We start from the raw sequence: 24,162 nt of genomic DNA on the forward strand, positions 1-24,162 counted from the left end.
CTCAGGCGACTCCGCAAAGCGCGCGCAAGTGCGCGGTGTCCAGATGGCGTTCAACAAGGTCGGCGAGCCGCTCGATGTCACGTTCGCGCAGCGCCTCGTAATCGATGCGCTGCACCTCGGTCAAACCCGCCCAGCGCAGCAGCGCGGCGCACGAGTCGCTGCCCTCGAACAGGCCATGCAGGTAGGTGGCGAGCACTTGGCCATCGGCGCTGATGGCGCCGTCGTCGCGGCCATCGGCCAGGTGCACCGCTGGCTGGCCCAACGCCGCGCCCTGGGTGACCCCGGCATGAATTTCATAGCCGCTCACTGCGGCCTGTTCCAGGCCCAGCGTGCCGTGGACATTGCGCAGTTGCTTGTCGGCCTGCAGCACCGTGCTGTAGTCGAGCAGGCCCAGCCCGGCGCTGCTGCCGGCCGGCCCTTCCAGACCCAGCGGGTCGTGCACTTGGGTGCCAAGCATCTGCAAACCGCCGCAGATGCCGATCAGCTTGCCGCCGTAACGCAGGTGACGGTCGATGGCCTGCGCCCAGCCCCGCTCGCGCAACTGCGCAAGGTCGGCGCGCACGCTTTTCGAGCCGGGCAGGATGATCAGGTCAGCCGGGGGAATCGCCTGGCCAGGGCCGATGAACTGCAAGTCCACTTGCGGGTGCAGGCGCAGCGGGTCGAAATCGGTGTGGTTACTGATGCGCGGCAGCACCGGCACGATGATCTTGAGCACCTGTTCGAGCTTGGCACCCTGGCGGCGGTCGAGGCCGTCTTCGGCTTCCAGGTGCAGGTCGCTGACGAACGGCAGCACGCCCAGCACCGGTTTGCCGGTGCGCTGCTCGAGCCAGTCGAGCCCAGGCTGAAGCAAGGCGATATCACCGCGAAAACGGTTGATGACAAAACCCTTGACCCGCGCCTGCTCGCTGGGCGAGAGCAGTTCCAACGTGCCGACCAGATGGGCGAATACCCCGCCGCGGTTGATGTCGGCCACCAGAATCACCGGGCAGTCGACCGCCTCGGCAAAACCCATATTGGCGATGTCGCCGGCCCGCAGGTTGATCTCGGCAGGTGAGCCTGCGCCTTCGACCATCACCACCGGGTAGCCCGCGCTCAGGCGCTGGTGCGAGGCCAGTACCGCCTGCATGGCGATAACCTTGTAGTCGTGGTAGGCCACCGCGTTCATGCTGGTGACCGCGCGGCCATGGATGATCACCTGCGCGCCGGTGTCGCTGTTGGGCTTGAGCAGCACCGGGTTCATGTCGGTGTGCGGCGCCAGCCGACAGGCTTGCGCCTGCACCGCCTGGGCCCGGCCGATTTCGCCACCGTCGGCGGTGACCGCGCTGTTGAGCGCCATGTTCTGCGGCTTGAACGGCACCACCGCCACGCCCTGGCGCAGCAGCCAGCGGCACAGCGCAGTAACCAGGGTGCTCTTGCCGGCATCGGAGGTGGTGCCTTGCACCATCAGCGTGGTCATGCAAAGTCCTTGTGATAGGCGGCCAGAGCCTCGGCCAGGCGCTGTTCATCGGCAGCGCTGGGCGGCAGGCCGAAGCGCAGCGCAGCGGGCTGCTGGAACAGGCGCACGAGAATGCCGCGGCGGGCGAGAAAGTCATGCAGGTGCGCAGCCTCGGGCATGCGCAGGTACTGGAACAGGTCGCAGCCACCGCTCGGCGCCAGGCCCGCATCACCCAGCAGCGTCGCCAACCGCGCACTGGCAGCCGCGCAGCGGGTAGTCTGAGCGGCCTGGGCGGCGCGGTCGTTCAGGCAGGCCTGGCCGAGCACCCGGGTCGGCCCGGCGACGGTCCACGGCCCCAGGTAGTCGGCCAGACGCTGCAGCAGCGCAGCCTCGGCGAGAACGAAGCCCAAGCGCACCCCGGCCAGGCCGAAGAACTTGCCGAACGAGCGCAACACGATCAGCCCCGCACGCGCGGTGCAGTCCGCCAGGCTGTGCAGCGGCTGGTTGTCGATGAACGCTTCATCGACCACCAGCCAGCCCCCGCGAGCCGCCAGCCGCGCGTGCCAATCGAGCAGGCGCTGACGGGTCAGCACACGCCCGGTGGGGTTGTTGGGGTTGACCAGCACCAGCACATCGAGGGTATCCAGCGCCGCCTCGACCTGGCTGTCGTCCAGCTCCAGCAGGCTGTGCCCGGCACGTCGCCAGGCATGTGGATGCTCGGCATAGCACGGGCTGAGCACGCCGACCCGGCTGCGTCCGCGCAGCAGCGGCAAGGCCTGGATCGCCGCCTGCGAGCCGGCCACCGGCAGCAGCTGGGCAGCGTCGTAATAGCGGCGTGCGGCCTGTTCGAGGCCGTCCTCGTTCTCGGGTAGGCGTGCCCAGGCATCGGCGGGAATTGCAGGTATGGCAAAGGCCCAGGGGGCGATGCCGCTCGACAGATCCAGCCATTCGCGACGCTCGATGCCGTAATACTGGCTGGCGCGCAGCAGCCGTCCACCGTGTTCAAGCATTCAGGTACGCCCCCACGCAGATCACCAGCAGCCACAGCCAGACGCCGCGCTGCACCAGGCCCCAGCCGCGCTCGATGGCTTGGGCATCGGCCACCGGCCCTTCGCCCAAGCGCGGGCGCTCATGCAGCTCGCCGTGGTACACCGCCGGGCCGCCCAGCTCGACGCCCAGCGCACCGGCCCCGGCGGCCATCACCGGGCCCGCGTTGGGGCTGTCCCACAGCGGCGCCTGACGTCGCCAGCAGCGCAGCGCCAGGCGCGTCTTGCCGAGCAGCGCGTAGGTCAGCGCCACCAGCCGCGCCGGTACATAGTTGAGGCCATCGTCGATGCGCGCTGCGGCCCAGCCGAAGCGCTCGAAGCGGGCGTTGCGGTAACCCCACATGGCATCGAGGGTATTGCTCAAGCGGTACAGCACCACCCCCGGCGCGCCGGCGACGACGAACCAGAACAAGGTGGCGAACACTGCATCGCTGCCGTTCTCCAGCACCGACTCGGTGGCCGCGCGGGCCACGGCCGGCTCATCCAGCTCGGCGGTTTCACGGCTGACCAGGTAGCCGACGCGGCGCCGCGCCTCAGCCAGATCACCCTGGCGCAGGGCCTGGGCCACCGGCAGCACATGCTCGCCCAGGCTGCGCATGCCCAGGGCGCAGTACAGCGCCAGGGCATCGACCAGCCAGCCGATCAGCGGCAACCATGACAGCAGCAGCGCCAGCACGGTCAGCGGTACCACCGTGATGAACCAGGCGCTGACGCCATGGCTGCGCCAACCGCGGCCGCCGGCGTTCAGGCGACGCTCGACGGCATTGGCAAAATTGCCGAAGGCCACCAGCGGATGACGTCGCTGTGGCTCGCCGAACAGCGCATCCAGAGCAACCCCGGCCACACATAGCAAGGCCAGGCTCATGGGCGTCGCTCCCAGGCATTTTCGAACAGCATGTCATCCAGCGGGCGTTCTTCGGCCCACTGTTCCTGCACCAGCATCGGCGCCTCGTAGAAGGCCTTGACCGGCCCCAGGCACAGCACCGCCACCGCCTTGGCACCGCTCGGCATGCCCAGCAGCTGGCCCAGTGCCTGTGGGTCGAACAGCGACACCCAGCCCATCCCCAGGCCTTCGGCGCGGGCCGCCAGCCACAGGTTCTGGATGGCACAGGCCAGTGAGGCGAGGTCCATTTCCGGCAAGGTACGGCGGCCGAAGATGTGCGCTTCACGCTGATCCATCAGCGCCGCCACCAGCAACTCGGCGCAGTCCTGGATGCCTTCGACCTTGAGCTGCATGAAATCATCGGAGCGCTCGCCCAGGGCGTCGGCGGTGCGTAGGCGCTCCTGCTCGACCAGCCCCTGGATAGCGCCGCGCAGCTCGCGGCGGGTAATACGAATGAAGCGCCACGGCTGCATCAGGCCGACGCTGGGGGCCTGGTGTGCAGCGCCGAGCAGACGGCGCAGCAGCTCGGGGGCGACTTCACCGCCGGCGAAGTGGCGCATGTCGCGGCGCTCGCCGATGGCGCGGTACACCGCAGCGCGTTCGGTCATGGAAAAGGCATGTTCGCTCATGGTCGCAACAGCGCCGCCGCCGCCTCGGGACTGGAAGGGAAATAAAAGTGCACGTACGAGGCCGTCAGCCGCCCCAGCCGATACACCGCCTCGTTGCCGCGCCCGCCATTGGGGCTAAGGCCACGGGCGATGGGCGTGTGTTCGGTGGTGGTCAGCGAGTGATGATAGGTGTGCCCGCGCAAGGTGCCTTCGGGCAACTCGACCGCCTGCAAGGCCAACGCGGCCAGGCGCTTTTGCATGCTCGCCTCGCCGGGCAGCAGGCCGAGCAGCTCGGCGCGCTGACCGTCGACATCGGTCAGGCCGTCGAGCAGGTAGAGCATGCCGCCGCATTCAGCCAGCAGCGGTTTGCCTTGAGCGTGGTGCTGGCGAATGGCGGCCAGCATCGTTGCGTTCGCCGCCAGCGCCTGGTGGTGCAGTTCGGGGTAGCCACCGGGCAGGTACAGGCTGTCGACTTCGGGCAACCGGGCATCGTGCAACGGCGAGAAGAACACCAGCTCGGCACCCTGGGCGCGGAGCAGCTCGAGGTTGGCGCCGTAGAGGAAGGCGAAGGCTTCGTCGCGCGCCACGCCGATGCGCACGCCGGCAAGGCTCGGGGTGACGGGCGCCGGTTGTGGCGCAGCGAAGGTCACTGCCGGCGGCAGGGCCGCATCGCAGCTCTCGCCCAGGGCCTGGGCGGCCGCATCAAGCCGCGCATCGAGGTCGTTCAGCTCGCTGGCCTGGACCAGTCCCAGATGGCGACTGGGCAGCTCGATACCGCGCTCGCGGGACAAACCGCCGTACCAGCGCAGGCCCTCGCTCAAGCTGCCTTCGAGCAACTGCGCGTGACGCAGGCTCCCAACCCGGTTGGCCAGCACCCCGGCGAACGGCAGGTCAGGCTGGTAGCGGGCCAGGCCCAGGGCCAGCGCACCGAAAGTCTGCGCCATGGCGGTGCCGTCGATCACCGCCAGCACCGGCACACCGAAGTGACGCGCAAGATCGGCACTGGACGGCGTGCCATCGAACAGGCCCATGACCCCTTCGATGAGAATCAGGTCGGCTTCCCCGGCGGCTTGCCACAGCAAGCGCCGACTCTCGGCCTCGCCGATCATCCACATGTCGAGTTGGTACACCGGCGCACCGCTGGCGCGTTCGAGGATCATCGGGTCAAGAAAGTCCGGGCCACACTTGAACACCCGTACGCGGCGGCCGAGGTTGCGGTGTAGCCGCGCCAGGGCGGCGGTGACGGTGGTCTTGCCCTGGCCCGAGGCCGGGGCGGCGATCAGCACCGCCGGGCAGGCACGGCGGTCACTCACAGTTCCACGCCCTTCTGCGCGCGGATACCGGCCTGGAAGGCGTGCTTGAGCATGCCCATCTCGGTGACGGTGTCGGCCAGCTCGATCAGCTCGGGCCTGGCGCCGCGGCCGGTGACGATCACGTGCTGCATCGGCGGGCGCGCCTGCAGGTCGTTGAGCACCTGCTCAAGGTCGAGGTAGCCATGCTTGAGGGCAATGTTCAGCTCATCGAGCACCACGAACTGTACGGCCGGGTCTTGCAGCAACTGCCGCGACACCGCCCAGGCGGCTTCGGCGGCGGCGATATCGCGCTGGCGGTCCTGGGTTTCCCAGGTGAAGCCCTCGCCCATCACGTGGTAGCTGACCTGCTCGGGGAAGCGCCGGAAGAACAGCTCTTCACCGGTGCTGTTGCGGCCCTTGATGAACTGCACAACGCCGCAGCGCATGTCATGGCCCATGGCCCGGGCGAGCATGCCGAAGGCCGAGCTGCTCTTGCCCTTGCCGTTGCCGCTGAGCACCAGCAGCAGGCCGCATTCATTGGGCGAGTTGGCAATGCGCTCGTCGATGATGGCTTTCTTGCGCAGCATCCGCGCCAGGTGGCGTTCGTCGCGCTCTGGGGATTCGCTCATGGGGGTCTCCGCGGGCTGTGGGCGGCAAGGCAGCCGCGCCGACAGATCTAATAGGCAGGCAGGCACAGGGGCGCGCAGCAGCCATGGCCTGAAGCCACGGAGCACCGCGCATCACCCTCCGTGATGCCGTTTGGCAGTGACAGGCCGGTCTCCGGGCTCGTGAGCAGGGCCATGGCCCTGGCCGCCGCGCGCCTTCCCAGGATCGACCCAGTGGCGCTGCGCGTGGCTTGACTCACCTACCGTTGCGGGGGCAGCGCCGGACTCGCGCCTGCAAGGCGACCACCGGCTTCCCAGTTTCACCCCGCCTGGAAATCGCTCCACGGGGCACCTGAAACACGCCGCGAAGGTTAGAGGGTTGCACCCGGAGCGTCAATGAAATGGACCGCCGGACGCGCCGGAATGAACCACCCGGTCGGTCGTCTTCTCATAAAGGTCAGTGGTGTCCCATTCCCGGAGGATCGCGGCATGTTCCCATTGCGTATCGGTGTACTGCTGGCCATCGGCGCCAGCCTGGTGGCCTGCGGCGAAACTGCCAGGCTGAGCGTCGCCGACGGCACCGGCCCCAACCCCAACCTGCCGCCGCCGAACAAGACCCTCATCCCTACCCTGAACATCGCCCCGGCGATTGGCTGGTCGGACGGTGGCAAGCCCACTGCCGCCCCTGGCACCCAGGTGCAGGCCTTCGCCGACGACCTCGACCACCCGCGCTGGCTGTACGTTTTGCCTAATGGCGACGTGCTGGTAGCGGAAACCAACGCGCCACCCAAGCCAGACGACAGCAGCGGCATCCGCGGCTGGGTCATGGAGAAGGTCATGAAGCGTGCTGGCGCGGGCGTGCCCAGCGCCAATCGCATCACGCTGCTGCGCGACGCCGACCACGACGGCGTGGCGGAAATTCGCACGACCTTCGTCGAGGGCTTGAACTCGCCGTTCGGCATGGCCCTGGTGGGCAATGACTTCTACGTTGCCGATACCGACAAGCTGCTGCATTTCCGCTACGCCGACAACGCCATGCAATTACGCGACCCAGGCGAGAAGGTCGTCGATCTGCCAGGCGGGCCGCTCAACCACCACTGGACCAAGAACATTCTCGCCAGCCGCGATGGCAAGAAGCTTTATGTCACCGTCGGCTCCAACAGCAACGTCGGGGAAAACGGCCTGGAGCAAGAGCAAGGCCGCGCGGCGATCTGGGAAGTCGATCTCGCCAGCAAGCAGCAGCGACTGTTCGCCACCGGCCTGCGCAACCCCAACGGCATGGACTGGGAGCCGCACACCGGGGCGCTGTGGACTGCCGTCAACGAACGCGACGAGATCGGCAGCGACCTGGTCCCCGACTACATCACCTCGGTCAAGGACGGCGCTTTCTATGGCTGGCCCTACAGTTACTACGGCCAGCATGTCGACGTGCGGGTCACCCCGCAGGACCCGGCCAAGGTTGCCAGCGCCATCGCCCCTGACTACGCCGTTGGCCCGCACACCGCCTCACTGGGCCTGGCCTTCGCCCGGCCCGGCATGCTGCCGGCGCCGTTCGACAAGGGCGTGTTCATCGGCCAGCATGGCTCGTGGAACCGCAAACCGCTGAGCGGCTACAAAGTGTTGTTCGTGCCGTTCGGCAACGACGGCAAACCCCAGGGCGAGCCACGAGACCTGCTCAGCGGCTTCGTCAATGACCAGGGCAAGGCCATGGGCCGGCCGGTAGGCGTAGCCAATGACAAGCATGGCGGGGTTCTGGTGGCCGATGATGTGGGCAACGTGATCTGGCGGGTGACGGCGGCGAAGCCGTGAGGTTTCACGCGGGGTTGGGCTAAGGGTGGTATCGAGACTGACCGAAGCGCCATTGCAGCGCTTCGGTCGCTGCCCAATCAGGGATTCTGCGCCAGGTGCCCGGCCGGAATGATGCGCTTGGCCTGCAGGTAGGCTTTGGACCAGTAGCTGTTGGACAGGTAGTCCAGGCGTACGGTGCCACCGGTGCGCGGCGCGTGAACGAAGCGCCCTTCACCGACGTAAATGCCGGCATGGCTCACTTGCGAACCGCCGTTGGTGGCGAAGAAGACGATGTCGCCTGATTGCAAGGCGTTGAGGTTCACGCTAGGCGCCTGCATGACGATCATTTCCCGTGTCGAGCGCGGCAGGCTGATGCCGGCGGCGTCGTTATACACGTACTTGATCAGGCCACTGCAATCGAAGCCCGAATCGGGGGTATTGCCGCCCCAGCGATAAGGCGTGCCGACCAGACCAATGGCACGAAACAGCACATCGGAGGCCACGGGCGAGAAGCTTGGCTGGGTGTTGAATACCACCTGCGGCTTGGGCGCCGGGGCGGGAGCAGGGGCAGGCGCACGGCTGGAGCACGCCGTCAGCAAGGCCACAGACATCAGGAAAGCGAAGCGCACCATTGTCTTCATGGTCGGAACGTCCTGTCAGGAACGAGTCGGCCGCAGCCGAAAAGAGTTGAGAAATTAGGTTAGCTTGTTTTTCTAAACGCACACGGCGGTTAGCTTTTCAGCTAACCGCCGTGTGTACTGACCACAGCGTGTGCAATCAGTTGCGTGCGATATTGGTGGTCGGTGCCATGGCCAGGGCGCGCTTGGCCTGCATGAAGGTTTTGCTCCAGTAGCGGTCACCGAGGCTGTCGATGCGCACGCCACCGCTGCGGCTGCTGCTGGAGTGAATGAACTGGTTATCGCCCAGATAAATGCCGGCATGACTCACGCGGCCGCGACCATTGGTGCTGAAGAACAGCAGATCACCAGGCTTGAGCTTGTTGCGCGCAACCTTGGGCGCGTCGACGTTGATCATCTCGCGGGTCGAGCGTGGCAGCGACATGCCAGCCTCCTCGCGGAACAGGTAGCCGATAAAACCACTGCAATCGAAACCGGACTGTTCCGAAGTGCCACCGAAACGGTAGCGGGTGCCGATCAGCGCCATGCCGCGTTCGAGGATGCTGTCAGCCAGACCAGGCATCTGGTAAGGCTTGCTGGCGCTGGGGAAGGTGGGTTGCTCTTCGTCTTCGAGAATTGCCAGGTCTTGCTCGGTAAATACGGAAGAGGCCGATGGTTTGGCCTTGGCAGACGATTGAGCGGTGACCTGCGGTTGAACCTGCGGCTGGGTGACGGTGCTTTGCGAAGCACAGCCTAACAGCAGGGTCACAAGTGCTAGGGGCACGAGGGGTGCGAAGCGATTTAGCATGAGCACGACCGTGGCATGGGTTTTGGAAGGTGGAAACTATGCCGTCTATCAGACCCATTTGCAAATTTTATGGAAAAAAATGTGACTTTTCCGTTTTGCCGGGTTCAAAGGCATACTTCGGTCGTTAACACCCCAAGTATTACCAGCCCAAAGTTTCCTTCAAAAAAGGAATGGTCAGCTTGCGTTGAGCCTGCAACGAGGCCTGATCGAGGCGTTCGAGCAAGTCGAACAAGGCGCTCATGCTGCGCGTGCCACGGGTGAGGATGAAATGCCCGACCTCGTCGGTCATCTGCAGGCCACGGCGCGAGGCACGCAACTGCAACGCGCGGAGCTTGTCTTCGTCGGAAAGGCCGCGCATCTGGAAAATCAGCGCCAGGGTCAGGCGCGACTTCAGATCAGGCAGGCGGATAGGCAATTCCCGCGGTGAGCTACTGGCCGCCAGCAGCAGCCGGCGACCGCTGTCGCGCAGGCGGTTGAACAGGTGGAACATCGCCTCCTCCCAGTCCGCCTTGCCGGCAATCACGTGCAGGTCATCGATGCAGACCAGCTCGAACTGTTCCAGGTGGTCGAGCAACTCGACGCCGCGGTCGAGCAGCTGCGCCAGTGGCAGATACACCGCCGGTTCGCCCAACTGCTGGAAACGGTGGGTCGCCGCCTGCAGCAGGTGCGAACGCCCTACCCCTTGCTTGCCCCATAGATAGATGAGGCTTTCGGTCCAGCCGGCATCGGCTTCGCACAGCCGCTCGACATAGCCAAGCGCCGCCGCATTGGCGCCCGGGTAGTAGTTGATGAAGGTGGCGTCGTCGCGCAAGCGCACACCCAAGGGCAACTGGATCGGTTTCATGCTGGCGGACGGTCACAGGGACCAGAGGGGCCTTAGGTGAAAAGTCGGCAAAGTCTATACCCGCCAGACAGGCCGCACAATCACGACGCCCGGCAGCCCAAGGAAAATCAACGGCTTGCGTAGCACCTAGGGTGAGTCCTGGATGTGCGCCCCTCTATTAATGAAGGGCATCGACCCCTGCCCAGCCATTCACCAGCGCATCAACAATCCCTGGAACGGTGCCTGCGCCCCAGGTGCCGGCGGCGTGCCGCTCGGCGCGCCCTCGACCTGCACCTCATGCAGCTGTGCCAGGCCCAGTTGCGCGCGCAGCTGCTCACGACTGCCACTGACGTCCTAGGTGAAGGTGTCGCCCTGGGCCAGTTGCAGGCGCGCGGCGAAGCCTTCGAGCACGCGCTCCAGCTCGGCATAGCGGGCCAGGGTCATGCCCTCGACGCGCAGTTGCACGCCAGTGGCCGTACCGGGACGACTGACATAGCGCGGCGCCAGTCGGTTGCTTACCGCCAGCATCACGGCATCGGCCAACGCTGCCGGGTCGTCCCCCTGCGCGCTGCCTTGCTCGTGCTGCTCGCCCAGCCATAACTGCCATTTGCCCTGCCAATGGCCATCGGCCTGCTGGGCGTGTACCGCCAGCAGCGCGTTGGCGCCGTAGCGTTCACCGGCCTCGCGCAGGGCTTTTGGGTCTTTGCCCTCCAGCGCCTGGGCATCGGCCAGCAGTTGTTCCTGCAAATCTGCTAAGGGCAGGCGCAGCGGCAGGCCGCGGTGCTGGGCAGCGCGGCGCAGCGGTTCGGCCGCGCTTTGCCCATCGCCGATCAGGTTGCTGCCCTCGTCATTGTCGAACAGCCACCAGCCCAGAATCGAAGGCCGGTTGCTGCCCCACAACGCCAGCCCCGCCTTGCCCAGCGCCCGCTCGGTGCTGCCGGGGTCGAACTCCACCTGCACGGTCGGCGGCGATCCGCCGTCGAACGCGAACTGGCTGATGATCGGTTGCGGGTCCTGGCGCAGGCTGGCCAGCGCCGCGCTTTGTGCCGCCTTGGCGTCACCGGTCAGGCGCAGCACCAGGGTGTCGAAGGCTTGCCGCGTGGCCTGGCTACGCGCTTCGCTGCCTTGGCCGTCGACCACTTCACGCACGTGGTACAGCCCGGAGACACTCTCGCCGTGGGCGAGGCTCGACAGCGCGACCAGGCAGGCCACGCTCAGGGTAGGGATCAGGCGCATGAACGATTCCTGTACAGATAGACGGTACCGGCGCAGGGGCCTTGCCCATATCCGACCCACGCCGCCGACTACCTTATAGAGGGTGCTCGCCCGGCGCACCCTGCAGACGGGCTTTTTCTGCTTTTCCCACCCTGCCCGTCGGCCTGAGGATGGCCGCTGCCGGGCAAGCCTGATAAAATCGCGCGCCTTCGCAGACCGCTGACCGGTCAGGCAGCCGACACCTTCAGCCGGCCCTGGTCGTCGAGGTCGTTTTCCCGAATCCCTCCCTCCTAAAGGCCTGGATCAATGAGCAAGCAACCCTCCCTGAGCTACAAAGACGCCGGTGTAGACATCGACGCCGGCGAAGCACTGGTCGAACGCATCAAGGGCGTCGCCAAGCGCACCGCACGCCCTGAAGTCATGGGTGGCCTGGGCGGCTTCGGCGCCCTCTGCGAGATCCCGGCCGGTTACAAACAGCCGGTGCTGGTGTCCGGCACCGACGGCGTCGGCACCAAGCTGCGCCTGGCGCTGAACCTGAACAAGCACGACAGCATCGGCCAGGACCTGGTCGCCATGTGCGTCAACGACCTGGTCGTGTGTGGCGCCGAGCCACTGTTCTTCCTCGACTACTACGCCACCGGCAAGCTCAACGTCGACGTCGCCGCCACCGTGGTCACCGGCATCGGCGCAGGCTGCGAGCTGGCTGGCTGCTCGCTGGTCGGCGGCGAAACCGCTGAAATGCCCGGTATGTACGAAGGCGAAGACTACGACCTGGCCGGCTTCTGCGTCGGCGTGGTGGAAAAGGCCGAGATCATCGACGGCTCCAAGGTCGCCACTGGCGATGCGCTGATCGCCCTGCCGTCCTCCGGCCCGCACTCCAATGGCTACTCGCTGATCCGCAAGATCCTCGAAGTGTCGGCCACCGACATCGACAATACCCAGCTCGACGGCAAGCCGCTGGCCGACCTGCTGATGGCGCCGACGCGCATCTACGTCAAGCCGCTGCTCAAGCTGATCAAGGACACCGGCGCGGTCAAGGCCATGGCCCATATCACCGGCGGCGGTCTGCTCGACAACATCCCGCGGGTACTGCCGAAAAACGCCCAGGCGGTGGTCGATGTGGCCAGCTGGCAGCGCCCGGCGGTGTTCGACTTCCTCCAGGAAAAAGGCAACGTCGACGAACACGAAATGCACCGCGTGCTCAACTGCGGCGTGGGCATGGTCATCTGCGTGGCGCAGGACCAGGTCGAGCGTTCGCTGGCGGTGCTGCGTGATGCCGGCGAGCAGCCGTGGGTCATCGGCCGCATCGAACAGGCCGCAGAAGGTGCTGCACAGGTCGTGCTGAACAACGTCAAGGCACACTGATGCCGGGCGATACCTGTGATGTCGTGGTACTGCTGTCGGGTTCGGGCAGCAACCTGCAGGCGCTGATCGACAGCAGCGCCGCGCCAGGCAGCAAGGTGCGGGTGCGGGCGGTGATCGCCAACCGCGCCGATGCCTACGGCCTGCAACGGGCCGAAGCGGCCGGCATCGCCACGGCGGTGCTCGACCACAAAGGGTTCGATGGGCGCGATGCCTTCGACGCAGCGCTCATGGCGCTGATCGACGGCTTCGCGCCGCAGTTGGTGGTGCTGGCCGGCTTCATGCGCATCTTGAGTGGCGGCTTCGTTCGCCACTACCAGGGGCGCCTGCTCAACATTCACCCTTCCCTGCTGCCCCTGTACAAAGGCCTGCACACGCACCAGCGCGCCCTCGATGCCGGTGACGCTGAGCACGGCTGCAGCGTGCACTTCGTCACCGAGGAACTCGATGGCGGGCCTTTGGTCGTACAGGCAGTGATTGCGGTTGAACCTGACGACACTGCGCAGAGCCTTGCCCAGCGCGTGCATCGCCAGGAACACCAGATCTACCCGCTGGCCGTGCGCTGGTTCGCTGAAGGACGCTTGCGTCTCGGCGAAGAGGGTGCGTTACTCGATGGCCAGCCACTTCCGGCCAGCGGTCATTTGATTCGACCTTAGGAGAACGTATGCGTCGTGCCCTGTTCCTGGCTCTTGCCGTGCTCGCCCTGCCTTTGCAGGCCGCTGATCTGAAACCGTTCTCGGCCAGTTACACCGCCGACTGGAAGCAGCTGCCGATGAGCGGCACCGCCGAGCGCAGCCTGGCGAAGAATGCCAACGGCACCTGGGACCTGAACTTCAAGGCCTCCATGATGATCGCCAGCCTGACCGAGCAAAGCACCCTGCGCATGGAGAACGATACGCTGCAGCCGCAGACCTATCACTTCGAACGCGGCGGGCTGGGCAAGGCCAAGAAGGTCGACCTGAACTTCGACTGGAACGCCAAGAAAGTCACCGGTAGCGACCGTGGCGATGCCGTCAACCTGCCGCTCAACCGCGGCGTGCTCGATAAATCCTCGTACCAGTTGGCGTTGCAACACGACGTTGCCGCCGGCAAGAAAAGCATGACCTATCAGGTGGTCGACGGTGACGAGATCGACACCTACGACTTCCGCGTGCTCGGCACTGAAAAAGTCGCGACCAAGACCGGTAACGTCGACGCGATCAAGGTCGAACGCGTGCGCGATCCGAGCCAGAGCAAGCGCATCACCGAGCTTTGGTTCGCCAAGAGCTGGGACTACCTGCTGGTGCAACTGCGTCAGGTCGAGACCGACGGCAAGGAGTACGTGATCGTCCTGCAGGACGGTTCGGTGGATGGCAAGCCGGTCAAAGGTAACTGATCCAATGCGGCTAACGTCCCCCGTTAGCCGCCCCCTTCAACACGGGTGATTACGCGCGAACGTCTGCGCGCCCATCGCCTCGATCTGCCCCTCGATCAACGCCTCGAAGGGCCTGAGCAGTTCATCGAACCTGCCCTGCCCCTCCAGCGCATTCAGCGCCTGCACCACCGCCTCTACCGTCGACAACGCCCCAGTCTGCGGCGCCTTGCGCACGCGATAGCGCGACTCGCTGACCTGCGCCAGTGTTACCCGCGGCAGTTCGGCCAGAGCCGGGTTCAGGTACAGCAACTTACGCGCTTTGCGCCAAGTGCCATCGGGGACCACCAGCAACAGCGGTTTGCCGCTCGATGCCATCGACGAATCCAACGCGCAGGCCTGCTCGCCAGGAAACAACAACACTGGGCGATAAGCGGGGTCGCTCAACCAACGCGACAGATCCTCGAACACCTCGCCCACCTCCAATTGGGCATTGGCAAGCCCGAGTGACGCCAGACGCGCGGTGTTCAGCGCATGGCCTGCCTCGCTGGCATGCTGCAGCAACAGTACACGCGTACGGCTCGGCAGATAGGGAATGAGTGCACAAAGGCAATGGCTGAGCGGGCGCTGACAGCGCCCGCAGCGGGGTCTGGACATGGGCTTCTCCTTGGCCGGCGCAGTGTGCCACAGGCGGCGGGGGAAGCGTTGCTTGGGTGCAAAAGACGCATGGAACGTGCCAGCCATTCGCTACAGGGGTTGTAGGAGCGGCTTTAGCCGCGAAAAGGGCCTGAAGGCAAAAGGCCGACGCTCGTGATGAGCATCGGCCCTGTGCAGTCAACGACGCCGTGGCTGGCGTCTGCGCGAGTCATCGTCGCTGGGGATCGGCACCGGTTGCAACGGCGGCGGTATCAGGCCGAGCGCGACGGCCAGATCATGGAACCAGTTGTACATACGATCGTTCATAGTGCCCCCTTTTACGGGTAAGCCTCACGGCAAATCCTTACTGCGATGCTTCGTACAGATCATAGTTGTTACAGCTGTACCGTGCATGCGATTTATCTTACAGATGGAGGTAAGTTTGCCTTGGTTCAAGCCCAGCGGGCCAGTTCCGACGGTCGGTGAACTGTTTCGCCTTGTTGCAACCTGGCGTCTCGACACCTAGCCCAGTACGCGACGCAATTGCCGCCTCACCCACGGCTCCGCGCTGACCAGCACCACCCCCGCCAGTACCAACAGCGCCCCCAGCACGAAGTTGGCAGTCAATCGCTCACCCAACAGCAGCACGCCGAAACTCACCCCGAACAACGGCGTGATGAACGAAAACACCGCCAGGTTCGAGGCGAGGTATTTGCGCAGCAGCCAGAACCAGGTCAGGTAACTGACGAACGACACCACCACACCCTGAAACAGCACACTGCCCAGCGCCATCGGCGTAAAGCGCACGTCCAGCACCTGACCGCTCAGGGTCGCGATCAGCAACAGGCCAATGAAGCCCACCAGCAGCTGATACAGCAGCGTCAGCGAGGCCGGCGCCTCAGACAGCCGCGAGCCACGCACCACCACCGTCGTCGCACCCCAGGCAAGGCCTGCGAGCAAGCCCAGAGCATCACCGAGCAGCATACGGGTGTCCAATTCAGCCCACGACACGCCGCCGGCGAACGCCGTGGCAATGCCGCCGAAGGCCAGCAGGATACCCAGCCACTGTAAGCGCCGCAGCCGTTCGCTGGGCAAGGTCAGGTGCAAACCGAGGGCAGTGAAGATGGGCGCGGTGTACAGAAACACCGACATGTGCGCGGCGCTGGTCAGCTTCAGGCCCTCGGCGATGAACAAAAACTCCAGGCCGAACAGCCCGCCCGCCAACAGACCCGGGCGCCAGGTACACCCTAGCTGCATCCACTCCCGGCGCCAGCACACCAGCGCCGCTACCAGCACAGCGGCAATGCCTGAACGCAGCGCCGCCTGCATCACCGGCGCGATGTCCACCGCTGCCCATTTGATCAACACTTGCTGGCTGCCCCAGATCAGGCACAGCAGCATCATCAGCTGGAAGGCGAAGGCATCGGGTTGCTGGCGAGTCGCGCTCATGACCGACGCTGCTCAACGGAGTGATTCACGGGCAAACCCCTGTCGGTTGCGGTAAGCCCGCGATTATCAAGCGCTGAACATCGATGCGCCAGCGCTGGGCCAGGTCAGGCGATCTGCGCTTTGCTGGCCACGTCTGCGAAAGTTGCCTGATCCAGTGCATCGGGCTGCTCGTCGAGCACCTGGCGCGGGTGCTCAAAGCCCGGGATGCTGCTGTCGATCATGCTGATCAGCTGCGAGCCGCGGGCCGTGAGCACGAAGTTTTCGCCGTTGCCGCCCTCACTCTCGGGGCGACTTTCGATGAAGCCGCGATCGAGCAGCAGCTTTTCATACTCGCAGGCCCGAGTTTTCAGGCGATCGACGTCGCCCACCGGCTCGCCATTGGCGGCGAGCTCTGCCGCGTGCTGCTCGGCATAGGGTCGTGGCGTGAAATTCTGGTCTGCACCGTTTTGCACTTCGTGAAGCAGGCGCTCGATCAAGTTCCAGTCATAAGTGGTCATGGCGTTGGCCTCGCAGGCTGCAGGGTGAGTACAGGTCTTGGGACCGAAGCACGACGCTAGGTGTTCAGAAAGAACGCCGAGCGGCAACCCGGTCAGCTCGGCTGAACTTCATCGAGTCGCTCTGTTCCACCGCTTACATCGCCACAACCTGAGGACGTGCCATGAAACCCTTCGTGCAAGTGATCTGCGCTGCCAGCCTGCTGAGTGCCCTGCCAAGCTGGGCCTGCAGCCTGGAAGAAGCCACCGCCAAACGCGAGCAACTCGCCGGGCTGGTCACCCAGCTCACCGACCAGGACCCGCAGAAGGCCAAGGAAATCAACGAAGAGCTGCAAGGCATGAAGCTCGACAGCGCCAGCAGCGATTTCTCAAGCCAGTGCCAGCTCATCGATAAACGCATGCAGGAATTGAAAACCGCAGAGAAAAAGGCCGGCTGAGTCAGGCGCTGACGGTACAGGTCGAGCCTGTGCCGTCAGCATGACCGCGAGACGTTACTCAGCTGCAGGCGCGCGCTTTTTCAGTGGTGCCATGCCGTCAGCACTGGCCAATGGCGCATTGCGCGGCGCCTTGGCCGCCGGCTTGCGCTTGGCCGCGACCTTCTTGTCGCCGCCTTTCTTATCGGTGGTTTTCTTCTTTTTCACCCCGGCAGCCTTGCCCGATGCCTTGACCTTCTTCGGCCCGCCGTAGGTGCCTTTGACTTCCTTGATGACGCGGCGCTCGAACTGCTGCTTGAGGTAGCGTTCGATGCTCGACATCAGGTTCCAGTCGTTGTGGGTAATCAGCGAAATCGCCAGACCCTCGCCGCCGGCCCGGCCGGTACGGCCGATGCGGTGCACGTACTCATCGCCGCTGCGCGGCATGTCGAAGTTGATCACCAGATCGAGGCCGTCGATGTCCAGGCCGCGCGCCGCCACGTCGGTGGCCACCAGCACTTTCGAGCCACCTTCCTTGAAGCGCTCGATGGCCTGCTTGCGGTCTTTCTGATCCTTGTCGCCGTGCAGCACGAACGCCTTCACCTCTTTGGCCACCAGGTGACCGTAGATGCGGTCGGCCATGGTCCGGGTGTTGGTGAAGATGATCGCCTTCTTGAAGGTCTCGTTGCTCAACAACCACTGGACGATCTGCTCTTTGTGCTGATCGTGGTCGGCGGTGATGATCTGCTGGCGAGTGCCTTCAGCCAGTTGCGAAACGCGGTTGAGCATCAGGTGCTCAGGGTCGTTCAGCACCTTGCCGATCATGTCGCGCAGCGCCGCGCCACCGGTGGTGGCCGAGAACAGCAGGGTCTGCTGACGGTTAGCGCACTCTTTGCACAGGCGCTCCATGTCTTCGGCAAAGCCCATGTCGAGCATGCGGTCGGCCTCATCCAGCACCAGCACCTGCACGTGGGACAGGTCAAGATTGCCGGCATTGAGCTGCTCGAGTAGACGGCCCGGGGTGCCGATCAGCACGTCCGGCACCTTGCGCAGCATCGCGGCCTGCTCCTTGAAGTCTTCACCGCCGGTGACCAGGCCCGCCTTGATGTAGGTGAACTGGGCGAACAGCTGTACTTGCTTGAGGGTCTGCTGGGCCAGCTCACGGGTCGGCAGCAGGATCAGCGCACGGATTTCCACTCGCGGGCCTTGCAGGTCGACCAGGCGGTTGAGCATCGGCAGCACGAAGGCGGCGGTCTTGCCACTGCCGGTTTGCGCGGTTACCCGCAGGTCACGCCCTGCGAGGGCCAGGGGAATGGCCGCCGCCTGCACCGGGGTCGGCTCGACAAATTTCAGCTCGGCCACGGCTTTGAGCAGGCGTTCGTGCAGGGTGAGTTGGGAAAACACGGCGTAACCTCAGACAAGTAGCGGGAATTCGGCTGCATAGGGTAACGTTTTCCCCGGTCGGAGCCGAGTTTCTTTTGCTCCCCTTACCCGCGTGCCATCGCCGCACTCAATTTCGCTGCACAGGTTTTGCCAACGCTCATGAATTTCCAACAAATGTGGACCGACGCTCTGGATGTCTGGGGCACCCTCGATCAACACCCAATGCTGCACGCTGCCCTCGGCCTTGCCGTGCTGCTGCTGGTGTCTTTCCTGCTCGGGCGCCTGGCGCGCTTCGTGGTGCTGCACGGCGCTCGCCTGCTGGCGCGCCAGCCAGCGCTGCGCTGGGTCGACGACCTGCGCCACAACAAGGTGCTGCACCGCCTGGCGCAAACCGTGCCGTCGCTGGTCATCCAGTTCGGCCTGAAGTTGGTGCCGCAGCTCAGCCCCACCGCCCTGCACTTTCTCGACAACGTCGCCCTGGCCATCACGCTGCTGTTCCTGAGTCTGGCGCTGTCGTGCCTGCTCGACGCCCTGCTGGCCATCTACGCCCGCACCGAGCATGCCCGCACCCGCTCGATCAAAGGCTATGTGCAACTGGCGAAAATGGTGCTGTGGGTATTCGCCGTCATCATCATCGTCGCCACCCTGATCGACCGCTCGCCCTTGCTGCTGCTGTCGGGTCTGGGCGCCATGTCGGCGGTGCTGCTGTTGGTCTACAAAGACACCCTGCTGTCGTTCGTGGCTAGCGTACAGCTCACCAGCAACGACATGCTCCACGTCGGCGACTGGATTGAAATGCCCCAAGTCGGCGCCGATGGTGATGTGGTCGATATCAGCCTGAACACGGTAAAAGTACAGAACTTCGACAAGACCATCGTCTCGATCCCCACCTGGCGCCTGATGAGCGAATCGTTCCGCAACTACCGTGGCATGCAGCAATCAGGCGGCAGGCGCATCAAGCGCAGCCTGTTCATCGACGTGTCCACCGTGCGTTTCCTCACCCCCGATGAAGAACAGCGCCTCGGCGCCGTGCGCCTGGTCGGCGAGTACCTGGCGACCAAGCGCAAGGAACTGCACGAGTGGAACGAGGCCCAGGGCCTGGGCGAAGAACTGGCTGCCAACCGCCGCAAACTCACCAACATCGGCACCTTCCGCGCCTACGCCCTGGCCTACCTGAACAACCACCCCGACATCCACCCCAACATGACCTGCATGGTCCGCCAGATGCAGACCACCGCCGAAGGCGTGCCGCTGGAACTCTACTGCTTCACCCGTACCACCGCCTGGGCCGACTACGAGCGGATTCAGGGGATATCTTCGATTACCTGCTGGCGGTGTTGCCGGAGTTTGGCTTAAGCCTCTACCAGCAGCCCAGTGGCAACGATATGCGGGTGGGGTTGGTGGGGCGTGGTGCACCGGCGGCGGAGCTTGAGACAGGGCCGGCGCAGCGCAGGCTAGAGCAGATGAGCGAGGCCTGAAGCGATTCGACGATGCCGGGCGTGGGTGGAAGAAACAGACTCAGCGCCCGGTTTCGATGACGGCAACACGTCGGATGACGCGGGCCTTCGACCTGGACGCTGTATCGGTCAGGCAACGTTTGTCTGGGGCCCCTCAATCGCGGCGCACATTCGCTTGCGCCCATGCTTCGGCATGGGTCACCGGTAATCCATGTTGCGCGTTGAAGGTCTGTTCCATGCTCCAGGCCACACCCCCGGCCCATGGAAAGTGTGTTCTATGGCTTGGCGCTACCGTTGTCGGATACTGGTGTGGCTACGGTGGTCGCATGACCTGTCGTCTCCACCCCTGTTGATGCGGCCTTATTCTCAGGATTGAGTCTTTTGGCCTTTTCTTCAATTGAGCTCTTCAAAAGATTACGTATCCCTGTCGGATGGCACCTTAAAAAATACTCATCCAACGCGGAAACAGCCGAATCGAAAGAATCGATGGTCTCGGGCCAGGTTTTATTCGGCACCATGATTCGACTGAGGATGCGAGCTTTATCGTTGGCTCTTGCAGACTGAACGAGTTCACGTAACAAACCGACGTCGGTCGACGCTAGAAAAGCACTGTTGTACGCATCGAACGAGGCCGAACCGAAGCCGAAGGCAGCACCTGTGGCGCCTGTTACCGCTGAGCCGGCATCGGCCAAGCCCAATATTGCGGAGGTCAGGCTGCCAACCAGTACCGTTTGCTTTTGAACATACTCGCGATGCGCTCGGGTGAAATCAATGCGTGAGAAATAATCGCCACACTGTAAGTCGTAATAGGTCATGCCGCTTTCCAAAAACTGTTTCAGATCACTGGCCTGAGGATTCGTCATGGCGGCCCTGTAACTGGTTTTGAACCGCGCTAGTTGATCTACAAACTTTACATCCCCATCGAGTTGCTTTTCCGCACGGCTATTCGGATCATTCGCCGCGGTCATTTGACCCTTGAGAGGGTTGCTGTCCTGGTAGGGGGTCTGCAAGTTTGGAAACCTACTGCAGCCGGAAACAAAAAACATCATGGACACCCAACACAACAGCGAGAAACCATAGGCCTTATCCATGTGATCACCCATTCTCGATTGAAGCATCAGTTAGACGTCGTCAGGGTGGAACATGCGTCAAGCCTGGCGACACCGCCCCACGCACTGAAGATCGCTTGGCCGTACTGGTCAATCTGGTCTTGAGTGACAGGTTGACCGCGTCCGAAGTGCTTCAAGACATCGTTGGCAGGGAAGACCAGATAATCGACGGATTTAACTGCCAGGTGCTTGATGTGCGAATACGTGTCCGTCGCTGCTACCGGTTTTCCCGACAGATAAGAGGTCAACGCAATACTCCTTCTCCAAGCCCGTTCTCCGGGCCGGTATCGCCATGAATCGCATAAGCGATTTTCCCCGGTCTTGTTATTCCTCAGAACGACCAGATCTCCGCCATCTGTGACGATCCCCTGGGATTCCCAGCGGGTATTCTTGGGATAGACGACGGCATGGATGGTCAGGCTATCTACATAAATACTCTGATTACACTTATCACCGGCCCCGAGTCTCACCTTTGTCTGAGACCACGAAAAAAACCTGTGTTATCGCCCTCCAATTGTATGCACGGGGTGGACCGCGTACCGCGAGTTGCCTTGGTCCAAGGAATGATGTTTCCAGTCAAGACCCTGGGGTACTTACTCGAATCGAAACCCAGAGCGCGCGCGCCCTCAAAGGCCGTGATATAGCTCATGTAGCATTTTTTATCACGCTCTCTGGCATTGCCCTTGGCCACAGTCGATACGGTGGCCTGAAGCATCCCACGCAGAGGTGATGGCATTGACGATATTGTTGTATGCAAGCGTCTTACCGTGGGGATCATCAGGATGGTAAGAGCGTGCAGCACCATCGGTGTTGACACTCATGCGAGAGCGGTAATAGAGAGAGGGGTATCTGCTCAGATGCGCTGTAGATGGTCTTGCCGGTGCCGTGATGCGTATAGGCCGGTGCCATTGCACATGACACGGTCCGGTGGCTGTGCATACAGCGGACTGCCCAAACCGATAAAGAAAAATGAACAAGCTAGCGTTCTTGATAGCGCCATTTATTTTTCCTTGTTGACTGAACCTTTAGCGTTCCGCCTACCCCACGGTGGGTAATTACGGTTTAGTAGAGGAATCTGACACGTGCCAGCTCGCTGAAACGTTATTTTCGCACCCTGCTTCAATCCGCCTAAACAAGTTCTTTAGTTGTGCGATTCGAACGGGACGCCAAGGCTTCGGCTTAACGCCTGTGTGTATCGTTTATTTAACAAATCAGGCAAGCGCCGGACTATCCCGTCTCGGTAGCGCTACACCCAATGCCCAACTTTAAACCTGACTGAGACTGCCAACGCCAACGGCCAACTGCCCTTCGGTTTGCCCGCACGCGCCCTGCTGCCACGTCTCGACGCCGCAGCTCAATCCTGTAGGATCTTTCTGAATCCAACACCGAATCCTTCAAGATTTACACCGTGGCGAACTATCCTACGCGCCACGCCGAACCTTCGCCGTTGTCGGGAAAATGCTTCAGGACTAACGTCCACCGCGTCGTTTCGACGACCGGGTGTGAGAACCCGAACCGAGTAAGTTCAGCTGCCTTTCATGGTGGTCATGCGCGGGCAGACTTCGGTCTGGCCGGGGCTCCTTGCTCGCTCGGTTTCTCACCCCGCGTATGACCGCCACCCAAACCCGTGAGAAGGTCGAGTGGCGGTTTTTTCTGACTTCGCAAGGACTTATCCGATGAAAAAGCCGATTCCTGATCCACCCTGCATCCGGAACACCTCCCACTACTACCTGATCAACCCGACCTCAACCCCGCCGACGCCCTGACCCACACCCTGGAACTGATGTCCGGCATCAAAACCACCCTGGACGAATACATCTGCGCCAACGCCGGTGAGCCTGGTGTGCCGATGCTGGTCAACACGGTCCATCAGGTGCAGATGGTCCAGGCGCTGACCAGCTTCGTCTTGCAGCGTGATGAGCAGGCGCCGTGATGCCGTCTGCGAAGCCAGGAACACAACAGGCTTAGAAATCCACCTTCCCCCGCCCCGCCTTCACCGAACCTCGCCTGGCTTTACCGTCCAGACGACGCGTCTTGGAGCCGAGGGTGGGTTTGGTCGGGGCGCGTTTCTTTTCGGTCTTGCCGGCCGCCAGAATCAGCTCGGCCAGCCGCGCCAGGGCATCGGTGCGGTTCTGTTCCTGGGTGCGATACTGCTGGGCCTTGAGAATCAACACCCCGTCGGCGGTGATACGCGAGTCGCGCAGGGCCAGCAGGCGCTCCTTGTAGAACTCGGGCAGCGACGAGGCCTTGATGTCGAAACGCAAGTGCACCGCGCTGGAGACCTTGTTGACGTTCTGCCCACCCGCGCCCTGGGCGCGGATGTAGCTCAGTTCGATGTCGCTATCGGGCAGGTGCACGGAGTTGGAGATGATCAGCATGGGAGGGCCTTGGTGAGTTGGGCCATTATCACCGGCCACCCAGCTTCCAGCCACCCCGCCACTGCGCCACAATCCCTCCACCTTCTCCAACTGCGAACACGGGCACCCTCCCATGCTCTACCGCCACCTGATCAAGAAACTCGACCTCACCTCCCTGCACCTGCTGGTTTCGATCCACGAAGAAGGCTCGCTCACCAAAGCCGCCGAGCGGGAAATGCTTGCGCTGTCGGCGGCGAGCAAGCGCTTGCAGGAGGTCGAGCAGGTGCTGGGCATTGCCTTGTTCGAGCGCACCCTCAAGGGCATGAAGCCGACGGCGGCGGGGAAACCTTGCTGTTCTATGCGCGGAAAATCCTCATGGATGTGGAGAAGATCAGCATCGACGTTGGCGAATACCTGGAGGGTATTCGGGGGCATGTGCGGATGATGGCCAATATCTCGGCGATCATCGAATTTTTGCCTGAAGACTTGCAGCGTTTCATGTCCAGCCATGGGCAGGTCAAGGTGCCTTGAAGAGCGGCCCAGCGCCGGGGTGGTCAAGGGGGTTGGCGAGGGGCAGCGGACCTGGGCATCTGCTCAGCCGACATCGACATCGGTGAACTGGTGGCGGTGCCCTACCGTCACGATGAGCTGGTGGTGGTCATGCGCCAGGATCACCCGCTGGCCGCGCACTCGCACGTGCCGTTTCGCGAAACGCTGGCGTTCGATCAGGTGGGGCTGCATACCGACAGCTTCATCAACCTGCGCACCCAGGCGGCGGCGCGCAGCGAGGGGAAGATACTCAAGCAGCGCATTCAGGTGCCCGGTTTCGACGGCGTGTGTCGCATGGTCCAGGCTGATCTCGGCATCGGCGTGCTGCGCGCAAGGCCTTCGAGCTGATCGGCAAGCCGCTGGGCCTGTACGCCGCGGGCATCGACGACGACTGGGCGCAGCGCACGCTGTCGCTGGTGGTGCGCAATCGCGAGGGCTGTCGCCGGTCAGTCGCCTGCTGTACGAGCATTTGTTGCACGATC

Annotated in this window: 25 protein-coding genes, 2 pseudogenes and 1 riboswitch; of the genes and pseudogenes, 9 read left to right on the forward strand and 18 right to left on the reverse strand. The window is 63.6% G+C overall.

Annotation, left to right across the window (positions count from 1 at the left end):
- Window position 1: 1 nt before the first annotated feature.
- The 6 genes from LK03_RS21405 to cobO are packed head-to-tail and all read right to left on the reverse strand — an operon-like array spanning window position 2 to window position 5,893.
- Window positions 2–1,456, reverse strand: coding sequence for a cobyric acid synthase (locus tag LK03_RS21405; RefSeq protein WP_038414513.1), 1,455 nt, complete (start codon window positions 1,454–1,456; stop codon window positions 2–4).
- Window positions 1,453–2,445: a threonine-phosphate decarboxylase CobD gene (gene cobD, locus LK03_RS21410; RefSeq protein WP_038414514.1), complete on the reverse strand. Its 993-nt coding sequence runs from the start codon at window positions 2,443–2,445 to the stop codon at window positions 1,453–1,455. Before cobD ends, LK03_RS21405 begins: the two co-directional genes overlap by 4 nt.
- Window positions 2,438–3,346: an adenosylcobinamide-phosphate synthase CbiB gene (cbiB, locus tag LK03_RS21415; protein WP_038414515.1), complete on the reverse strand. Its 909-nt coding sequence runs from the start codon at window positions 3,344–3,346 to the stop codon at window positions 2,438–2,440. Before cbiB ends, cobD begins: the two co-directional genes overlap by 8 nt.
- Window positions 3,343–3,993 (reverse strand): 5,6-dimethylbenzimidazole synthase, encoded by a 651-nt coding sequence (gene bluB, locus LK03_RS21420; RefSeq protein WP_038414516.1) that lies wholly within the window; start codon window positions 3,991–3,993, stop codon window positions 3,343–3,345. Before bluB ends, cbiB begins: the two co-directional genes overlap by 4 nt.
- The gene (locus LK03_RS21425) at window positions 3,990–5,285 is read right to left on the reverse strand and encodes a cobyrinate a,c-diamide synthase (RefSeq protein WP_038414517.1); all 1,296 of its coding nucleotides are present in this window, start codon (window positions 5,283–5,285) and stop codon (window positions 3,990–3,992) included. Before LK03_RS21425 ends, bluB begins: the two co-directional genes overlap by 4 nt.
- On the reverse strand, window positions 5,282–5,893 hold the full coding sequence (gene cobO, locus LK03_RS21430) for a cob(I)yrinic acid a,c-diamide adenosyltransferase (RefSeq protein WP_038414518.1): 612 nt from the start codon (window positions 5,891–5,893) through the stop codon (window positions 5,282–5,284). The genes LK03_RS21425 and cobO overlap by 4 nt, the downstream gene beginning before the upstream one ends.
- A gap of 125 nt (window positions 5,894–6,018) precedes the next feature.
- A riboswitch (cobalamin riboswitch) is annotated at window positions 6,019–6,240 on the reverse strand.
- 118 nt (window positions 6,241–6,358) lie between these two features.
- Here cobO and LK03_RS21435 point away from each other — a divergent pair.
- A complete protein-coding gene (locus LK03_RS21435) occupies window positions 6,359–7,678 on the forward strand; it encodes a PQQ-dependent sugar dehydrogenase (protein WP_038414519.1) in 1,320 nt (439 codons plus the stop codon).
- A 77-nt stretch (window positions 7,679–7,755) separates the two neighbouring features.
- Here the strand turns inward: LK03_RS21435 and LK03_RS21440 are convergent, their stop codons facing one another.
- The 4 genes and pseudogenes from LK03_RS21440 to LK03_RS21455 all read right to left on the reverse strand — a co-directional run bounded on the left by LK03_RS21440 (window position 7,756) and on the right by LK03_RS21455 (window position 11,141).
- On the reverse strand, window positions 7,756–8,298 hold the full coding sequence (locus LK03_RS21440; RefSeq protein WP_038414520.1) for a C40 family peptidase: 543 nt from the start codon (window positions 8,296–8,298) through the stop codon (window positions 7,756–7,758).
- 136 nt (window positions 8,299–8,434) lie between these two features.
- A complete protein-coding gene (locus LK03_RS21445; RefSeq protein WP_038414521.1) occupies window positions 8,435–9,082 on the reverse strand; it encodes a C40 family peptidase in 648 nt (215 codons plus the stop codon).
- Between the two features lie 139 nt (window positions 9,083–9,221).
- Complete coding sequence (gene hda / locus LK03_RS21450) at window positions 9,222–9,926, reverse strand: DnaA regulatory inactivator Hda (protein ID WP_028694792.1); 705 nt, start codon at window positions 9,924–9,926, stop codon at window positions 9,222–9,224.
- Between the two features lie 189 nt (window positions 9,927–10,115).
- Window positions 10,116–11,141: pseudogene (locus LK03_RS21455) on the reverse strand (DUF2066 domain-containing protein).
- 285 nt (window positions 11,142–11,426) lie between these two features.
- On the opposite strand from LK03_RS21455, the gene purM reads away from it, so the two are divergent.
- From purM to LK03_RS21470, 3 genes are read left to right on the forward strand one after another with little or no spacing between them, the layout of a single operon-like run.
- Window positions 11,427–12,485: a phosphoribosylformylglycinamidine cyclo-ligase gene (gene purM, locus LK03_RS21460; protein WP_038414522.1), complete on the forward strand. Its 1,059-nt coding sequence runs from the start codon at window positions 11,427–11,429 to the stop codon at window positions 12,483–12,485.
- The gene (purN, locus tag LK03_RS21465; RefSeq protein WP_038414523.1) at window positions 12,485–13,138 is read left to right on the forward strand and encodes a phosphoribosylglycinamide formyltransferase; all 654 of its coding nucleotides are present in this window, start codon (window positions 12,485–12,487) and stop codon (window positions 13,136–13,138) included. Before purM ends, purN begins: the two co-directional genes overlap by 1 nt.
- Window positions 13,139–13,146: 8 nt before the next feature.
- Window positions 13,147–13,857: a DUF3108 domain-containing protein gene (locus LK03_RS21470; protein WP_038414524.1), complete on the forward strand. Its 711-nt coding sequence runs from the start codon at window positions 13,147–13,149 to the stop codon at window positions 13,855–13,857.
- A 36-nt stretch (window positions 13,858–13,893) separates the two neighbouring features.
- On the opposite strand, the gene LK03_RS21475 is transcribed toward LK03_RS21470, so the two are convergent.
- The 4 genes from LK03_RS21475 to LK03_RS21485 all read right to left on the reverse strand — a co-directional run bounded on the left by LK03_RS21475 (window position 13,894) and on the right by LK03_RS21485 (window position 16,415).
- Complete coding sequence (locus tag LK03_RS21475) at window positions 13,894–14,490, reverse strand: tRNA-uridine aminocarboxypropyltransferase (protein WP_038414525.1); 597 nt, start codon at window positions 14,488–14,490, stop codon at window positions 13,894–13,896.
- A 177-nt stretch (window positions 14,491–14,667) separates the two neighbouring features.
- Entirely contained in the window at window positions 14,668–14,796 is a 129-nt protein-coding gene (locus LK03_RS22695) for a PA1414 family protein (RefSeq protein WP_276203311.1), read from the reverse strand.
- Between the two features lie 195 nt (window positions 14,797–14,991).
- The gene (locus tag LK03_RS21480; RefSeq protein ID WP_038414526.1) at window positions 14,992–15,918 is read right to left on the reverse strand and encodes a DMT family transporter; all 927 of its coding nucleotides are present in this window, start codon (window positions 15,916–15,918) and stop codon (window positions 14,992–14,994) included.
- Between the two features lie 104 nt (window positions 15,919–16,022).
- Window positions 16,023–16,415, reverse strand: coding sequence for a hypothetical protein (locus tag LK03_RS21485; RefSeq protein ID WP_038410536.1), 393 nt, complete (start codon window positions 16,413–16,415; stop codon window positions 16,023–16,025).
- A gap of 161 nt (window positions 16,416–16,576) precedes the next feature.
- On the opposite strand from LK03_RS21485, the gene LK03_RS21490 reads away from it, so the two are divergent.
- On the forward strand, window positions 16,577–16,849 hold the full coding sequence (locus tag LK03_RS21490; RefSeq protein WP_038410537.1) for a hypothetical protein: 273 nt from the start codon (window positions 16,577–16,579) through the stop codon (window positions 16,847–16,849).
- Between the two features lie 54 nt (window positions 16,850–16,903).
- Here LK03_RS21490 and LK03_RS21495 read toward each other — a convergent pair whose 3' ends face one another.
- On the reverse strand, window positions 16,904–18,229 hold the full coding sequence (locus tag LK03_RS21495; RefSeq protein WP_038410538.1) for a DEAD/DEAH box helicase: 1,326 nt from the start codon (window positions 18,227–18,229) through the stop codon (window positions 16,904–16,906).
- A gap of 138 nt (window positions 18,230–18,367) precedes the next feature.
- Here LK03_RS21495 and LK03_RS21500 point away from each other — a divergent pair.
- A pseudogene (locus LK03_RS21500) lies at window positions 18,368–19,686 on the forward strand (mechanosensitive ion channel family protein).
- A 254-nt stretch (window positions 19,687–19,940) separates the two neighbouring features.
- Here the strand turns inward: LK03_RS21500 and LK03_RS21505 are convergent.
- Together LK03_RS21505 and LK03_RS21510 are read right to left on the reverse strand one after the other, a co-directional pair.
- Window positions 19,941–20,756, reverse strand: a complete 816-nt coding sequence (locus LK03_RS21505; RefSeq protein ID WP_156109497.1) for a hypothetical protein — start codon at window positions 20,754–20,756, stop codon at window positions 19,941–19,943.
- 26 nt (window positions 20,757–20,782) lie between these two features.
- Window positions 20,783–21,022, reverse strand: a complete 240-nt coding sequence (locus LK03_RS21510) for a hypothetical protein (RefSeq protein ID WP_038414527.1) — start codon at window positions 21,020–21,022, stop codon at window positions 20,783–20,785.
- Between the two features lie 1,535 nt (window positions 21,023–22,557).
- Between LK03_RS21510 and LK03_RS22365 the strand changes: the two genes are divergently transcribed.
- Window positions 22,558–22,707: a hypothetical protein gene (locus LK03_RS22365; RefSeq protein ID WP_167334510.1), complete on the forward strand. Its 150-nt coding sequence runs from the start codon at window positions 22,558–22,560 to the stop codon at window positions 22,705–22,707.
- A gap of 31 nt (window positions 22,708–22,738) precedes the next feature.
- Here LK03_RS22365 and arfB read toward each other — a convergent pair whose 3' ends face one another.
- Entirely contained in the window at window positions 22,739–23,152 is a 414-nt protein-coding gene (gene arfB, locus LK03_RS21515; RefSeq protein ID WP_038414528.1) for an alternative ribosome rescue aminoacyl-tRNA hydrolase ArfB, read from the reverse strand.
- 112 nt (window positions 23,153–23,264) lie between these two features.
- On the opposite strand from arfB, the gene LK03_RS22980 reads away from it, so the two are divergent.
- Both LK03_RS22980 and LK03_RS22985 read left to right on the forward strand, forming a co-directional pair.
- Window positions 23,265–23,576, forward strand: coding sequence for a helix-turn-helix domain-containing protein (locus LK03_RS22980; RefSeq protein ID WP_167334474.1), 312 nt, complete (start codon window positions 23,265–23,267; stop codon window positions 23,574–23,576).
- Window positions 23,577–23,752: 176 nt separating this feature from the next.
- The gene (locus LK03_RS22985; RefSeq protein WP_167334475.1) at window positions 23,753–24,028 is read left to right on the forward strand and encodes a LysR substrate-binding domain-containing protein; all 276 of its coding nucleotides are present in this window, start codon (window positions 23,753–23,755) and stop codon (window positions 24,026–24,028) included.
- The last annotated feature ends 134 nt before the right edge of the window (window positions 24,029–24,162 follow it).

The sequence above is a fragment of the Pseudomonas cremoricolorata genome, assembly GCF_000759535.1.
GTDB lineage: Bacteria > Pseudomonadota > Gammaproteobacteria > Pseudomonadales > Pseudomonadaceae > Aquipseudomonas > Aquipseudomonas cremoricolorata_A.

What these genes read in the sequence shown, in the direction of transcription:
- LK03_RS21405 (WP_038414513.1), bottom strand. Translation starts at nt 1,456, where the DNA reads ATGACCACGCTGATGGTGCAAGGCACCACCTCCGATGCCGGCAAGAGC.
- cobD (WP_038414514.1), bottom strand. Translation starts at nt 2,445, where the DNA reads ATGCTTGAACACGGTGGACGGCTGCTGCGCGCCAGCCAGTATTACGGC.
- cbiB (WP_038414515.1), bottom strand. Translation starts at nt 3,346, where the DNA reads ATGAGCCTGGCCTTGCTATGTGTGGCCGGGGTTGCTCTGGATGCGCTG.
- bluB (WP_038414516.1), bottom strand. Translation starts at nt 3,993, where the DNA reads ATGAGCGAACATGCCTTTTCCATGACCGAACGCGCTGCGGTGTACCGC.
- cobO (WP_038414518.1), bottom strand. Translation starts at nt 5,893, where the DNA reads ATGAGCGAATCCCCAGAGCGCGACGAACGCCACCTGGCGCGGATGCTG.
- LK03_RS21435 (WP_038414519.1), top strand. Translation starts at nt 6,359, where the DNA reads ATGTTCCCATTGCGTATCGGTGTACTGCTGGCCATCGGCGCCAGCCTG.
- LK03_RS21440 (WP_038414520.1), bottom strand. Translation starts at nt 8,298, where the DNA reads ATGAAGACAATGGTGCGCTTCGCTTTCCTGATGTCTGTGGCCTTGCTG.
- LK03_RS21445 (WP_038414521.1), bottom strand. Translation starts at nt 9,082, where the DNA reads ATGCTAAATCGCTTCGCACCCCTCGTGCCCCTAGCACTTGTGACCCTG.
- hda (WP_028694792.1), bottom strand. Translation starts at nt 9,926, where the DNA reads ATGAAACCGATCCAGTTGCCCTTGGGTGTGCGCTTGCGCGACGACGCC.
- purM (WP_038414522.1), top strand. Translation starts at nt 11,427, where the DNA reads ATGAGCAAGCAACCCTCCCTGAGCTACAAAGACGCCGGTGTAGACATC.
- purN (WP_038414523.1), top strand. Translation starts at nt 12,485, where the DNA reads ATGCCGGGCGATACCTGTGATGTCGTGGTACTGCTGTCGGGTTCGGGC.
- LK03_RS21470 (WP_038414524.1), top strand. Translation starts at nt 13,147, where the DNA reads ATGCGTCGTGCCCTGTTCCTGGCTCTTGCCGTGCTCGCCCTGCCTTTG.
- LK03_RS21475 (WP_038414525.1), bottom strand. Translation starts at nt 14,490, where the DNA reads ATGTCCAGACCCCGCTGCGGGCGCTGTCAGCGCCCGCTCAGCCATTGC.
- LK03_RS22695 (WP_276203311.1), bottom strand. Translation starts at nt 14,796, where the DNA reads ATGAACGATCGTATGTACAACTGGTTCCATGATCTGGCCGTCGCGCTC.
- LK03_RS21480 (WP_038414526.1), bottom strand. Translation starts at nt 15,918, where the DNA reads ATGAGCGCGACTCGCCAGCAACCCGATGCCTTCGCCTTCCAGCTGATG.
- LK03_RS21485 (WP_038410536.1), bottom strand. Translation starts at nt 16,415, where the DNA reads ATGACCACTTATGACTGGAACTTGATCGAGCGCCTGCTTCACGAAGTG.
- LK03_RS21490 (WP_038410537.1), top strand. Translation starts at nt 16,577, where the DNA reads ATGAAACCCTTCGTGCAAGTGATCTGCGCTGCCAGCCTGCTGAGTGCC.
- LK03_RS21505 (WP_156109497.1), bottom strand. Translation starts at nt 20,756, where the DNA reads ATGGATAAGGCCTATGGTTTCTCGCTGTTGTGTTGGGTGTCCATGATG.
- LK03_RS22365 (WP_167334510.1), top strand. Translation starts at nt 22,558, where the DNA reads ATGTCCGGCATCAAAACCACCCTGGACGAATACATCTGCGCCAACGCC.
- arfB (WP_038414528.1), bottom strand. Translation starts at nt 23,152, where the DNA reads ATGCTGATCATCTCCAACTCCGTGCACCTGCCCGATAGCGACATCGAA.
- LK03_RS22980 (WP_167334474.1), top strand. Translation starts at nt 23,265, where the DNA reads ATGCTCTACCGCCACCTGATCAAGAAACTCGACCTCACCTCCCTGCAC.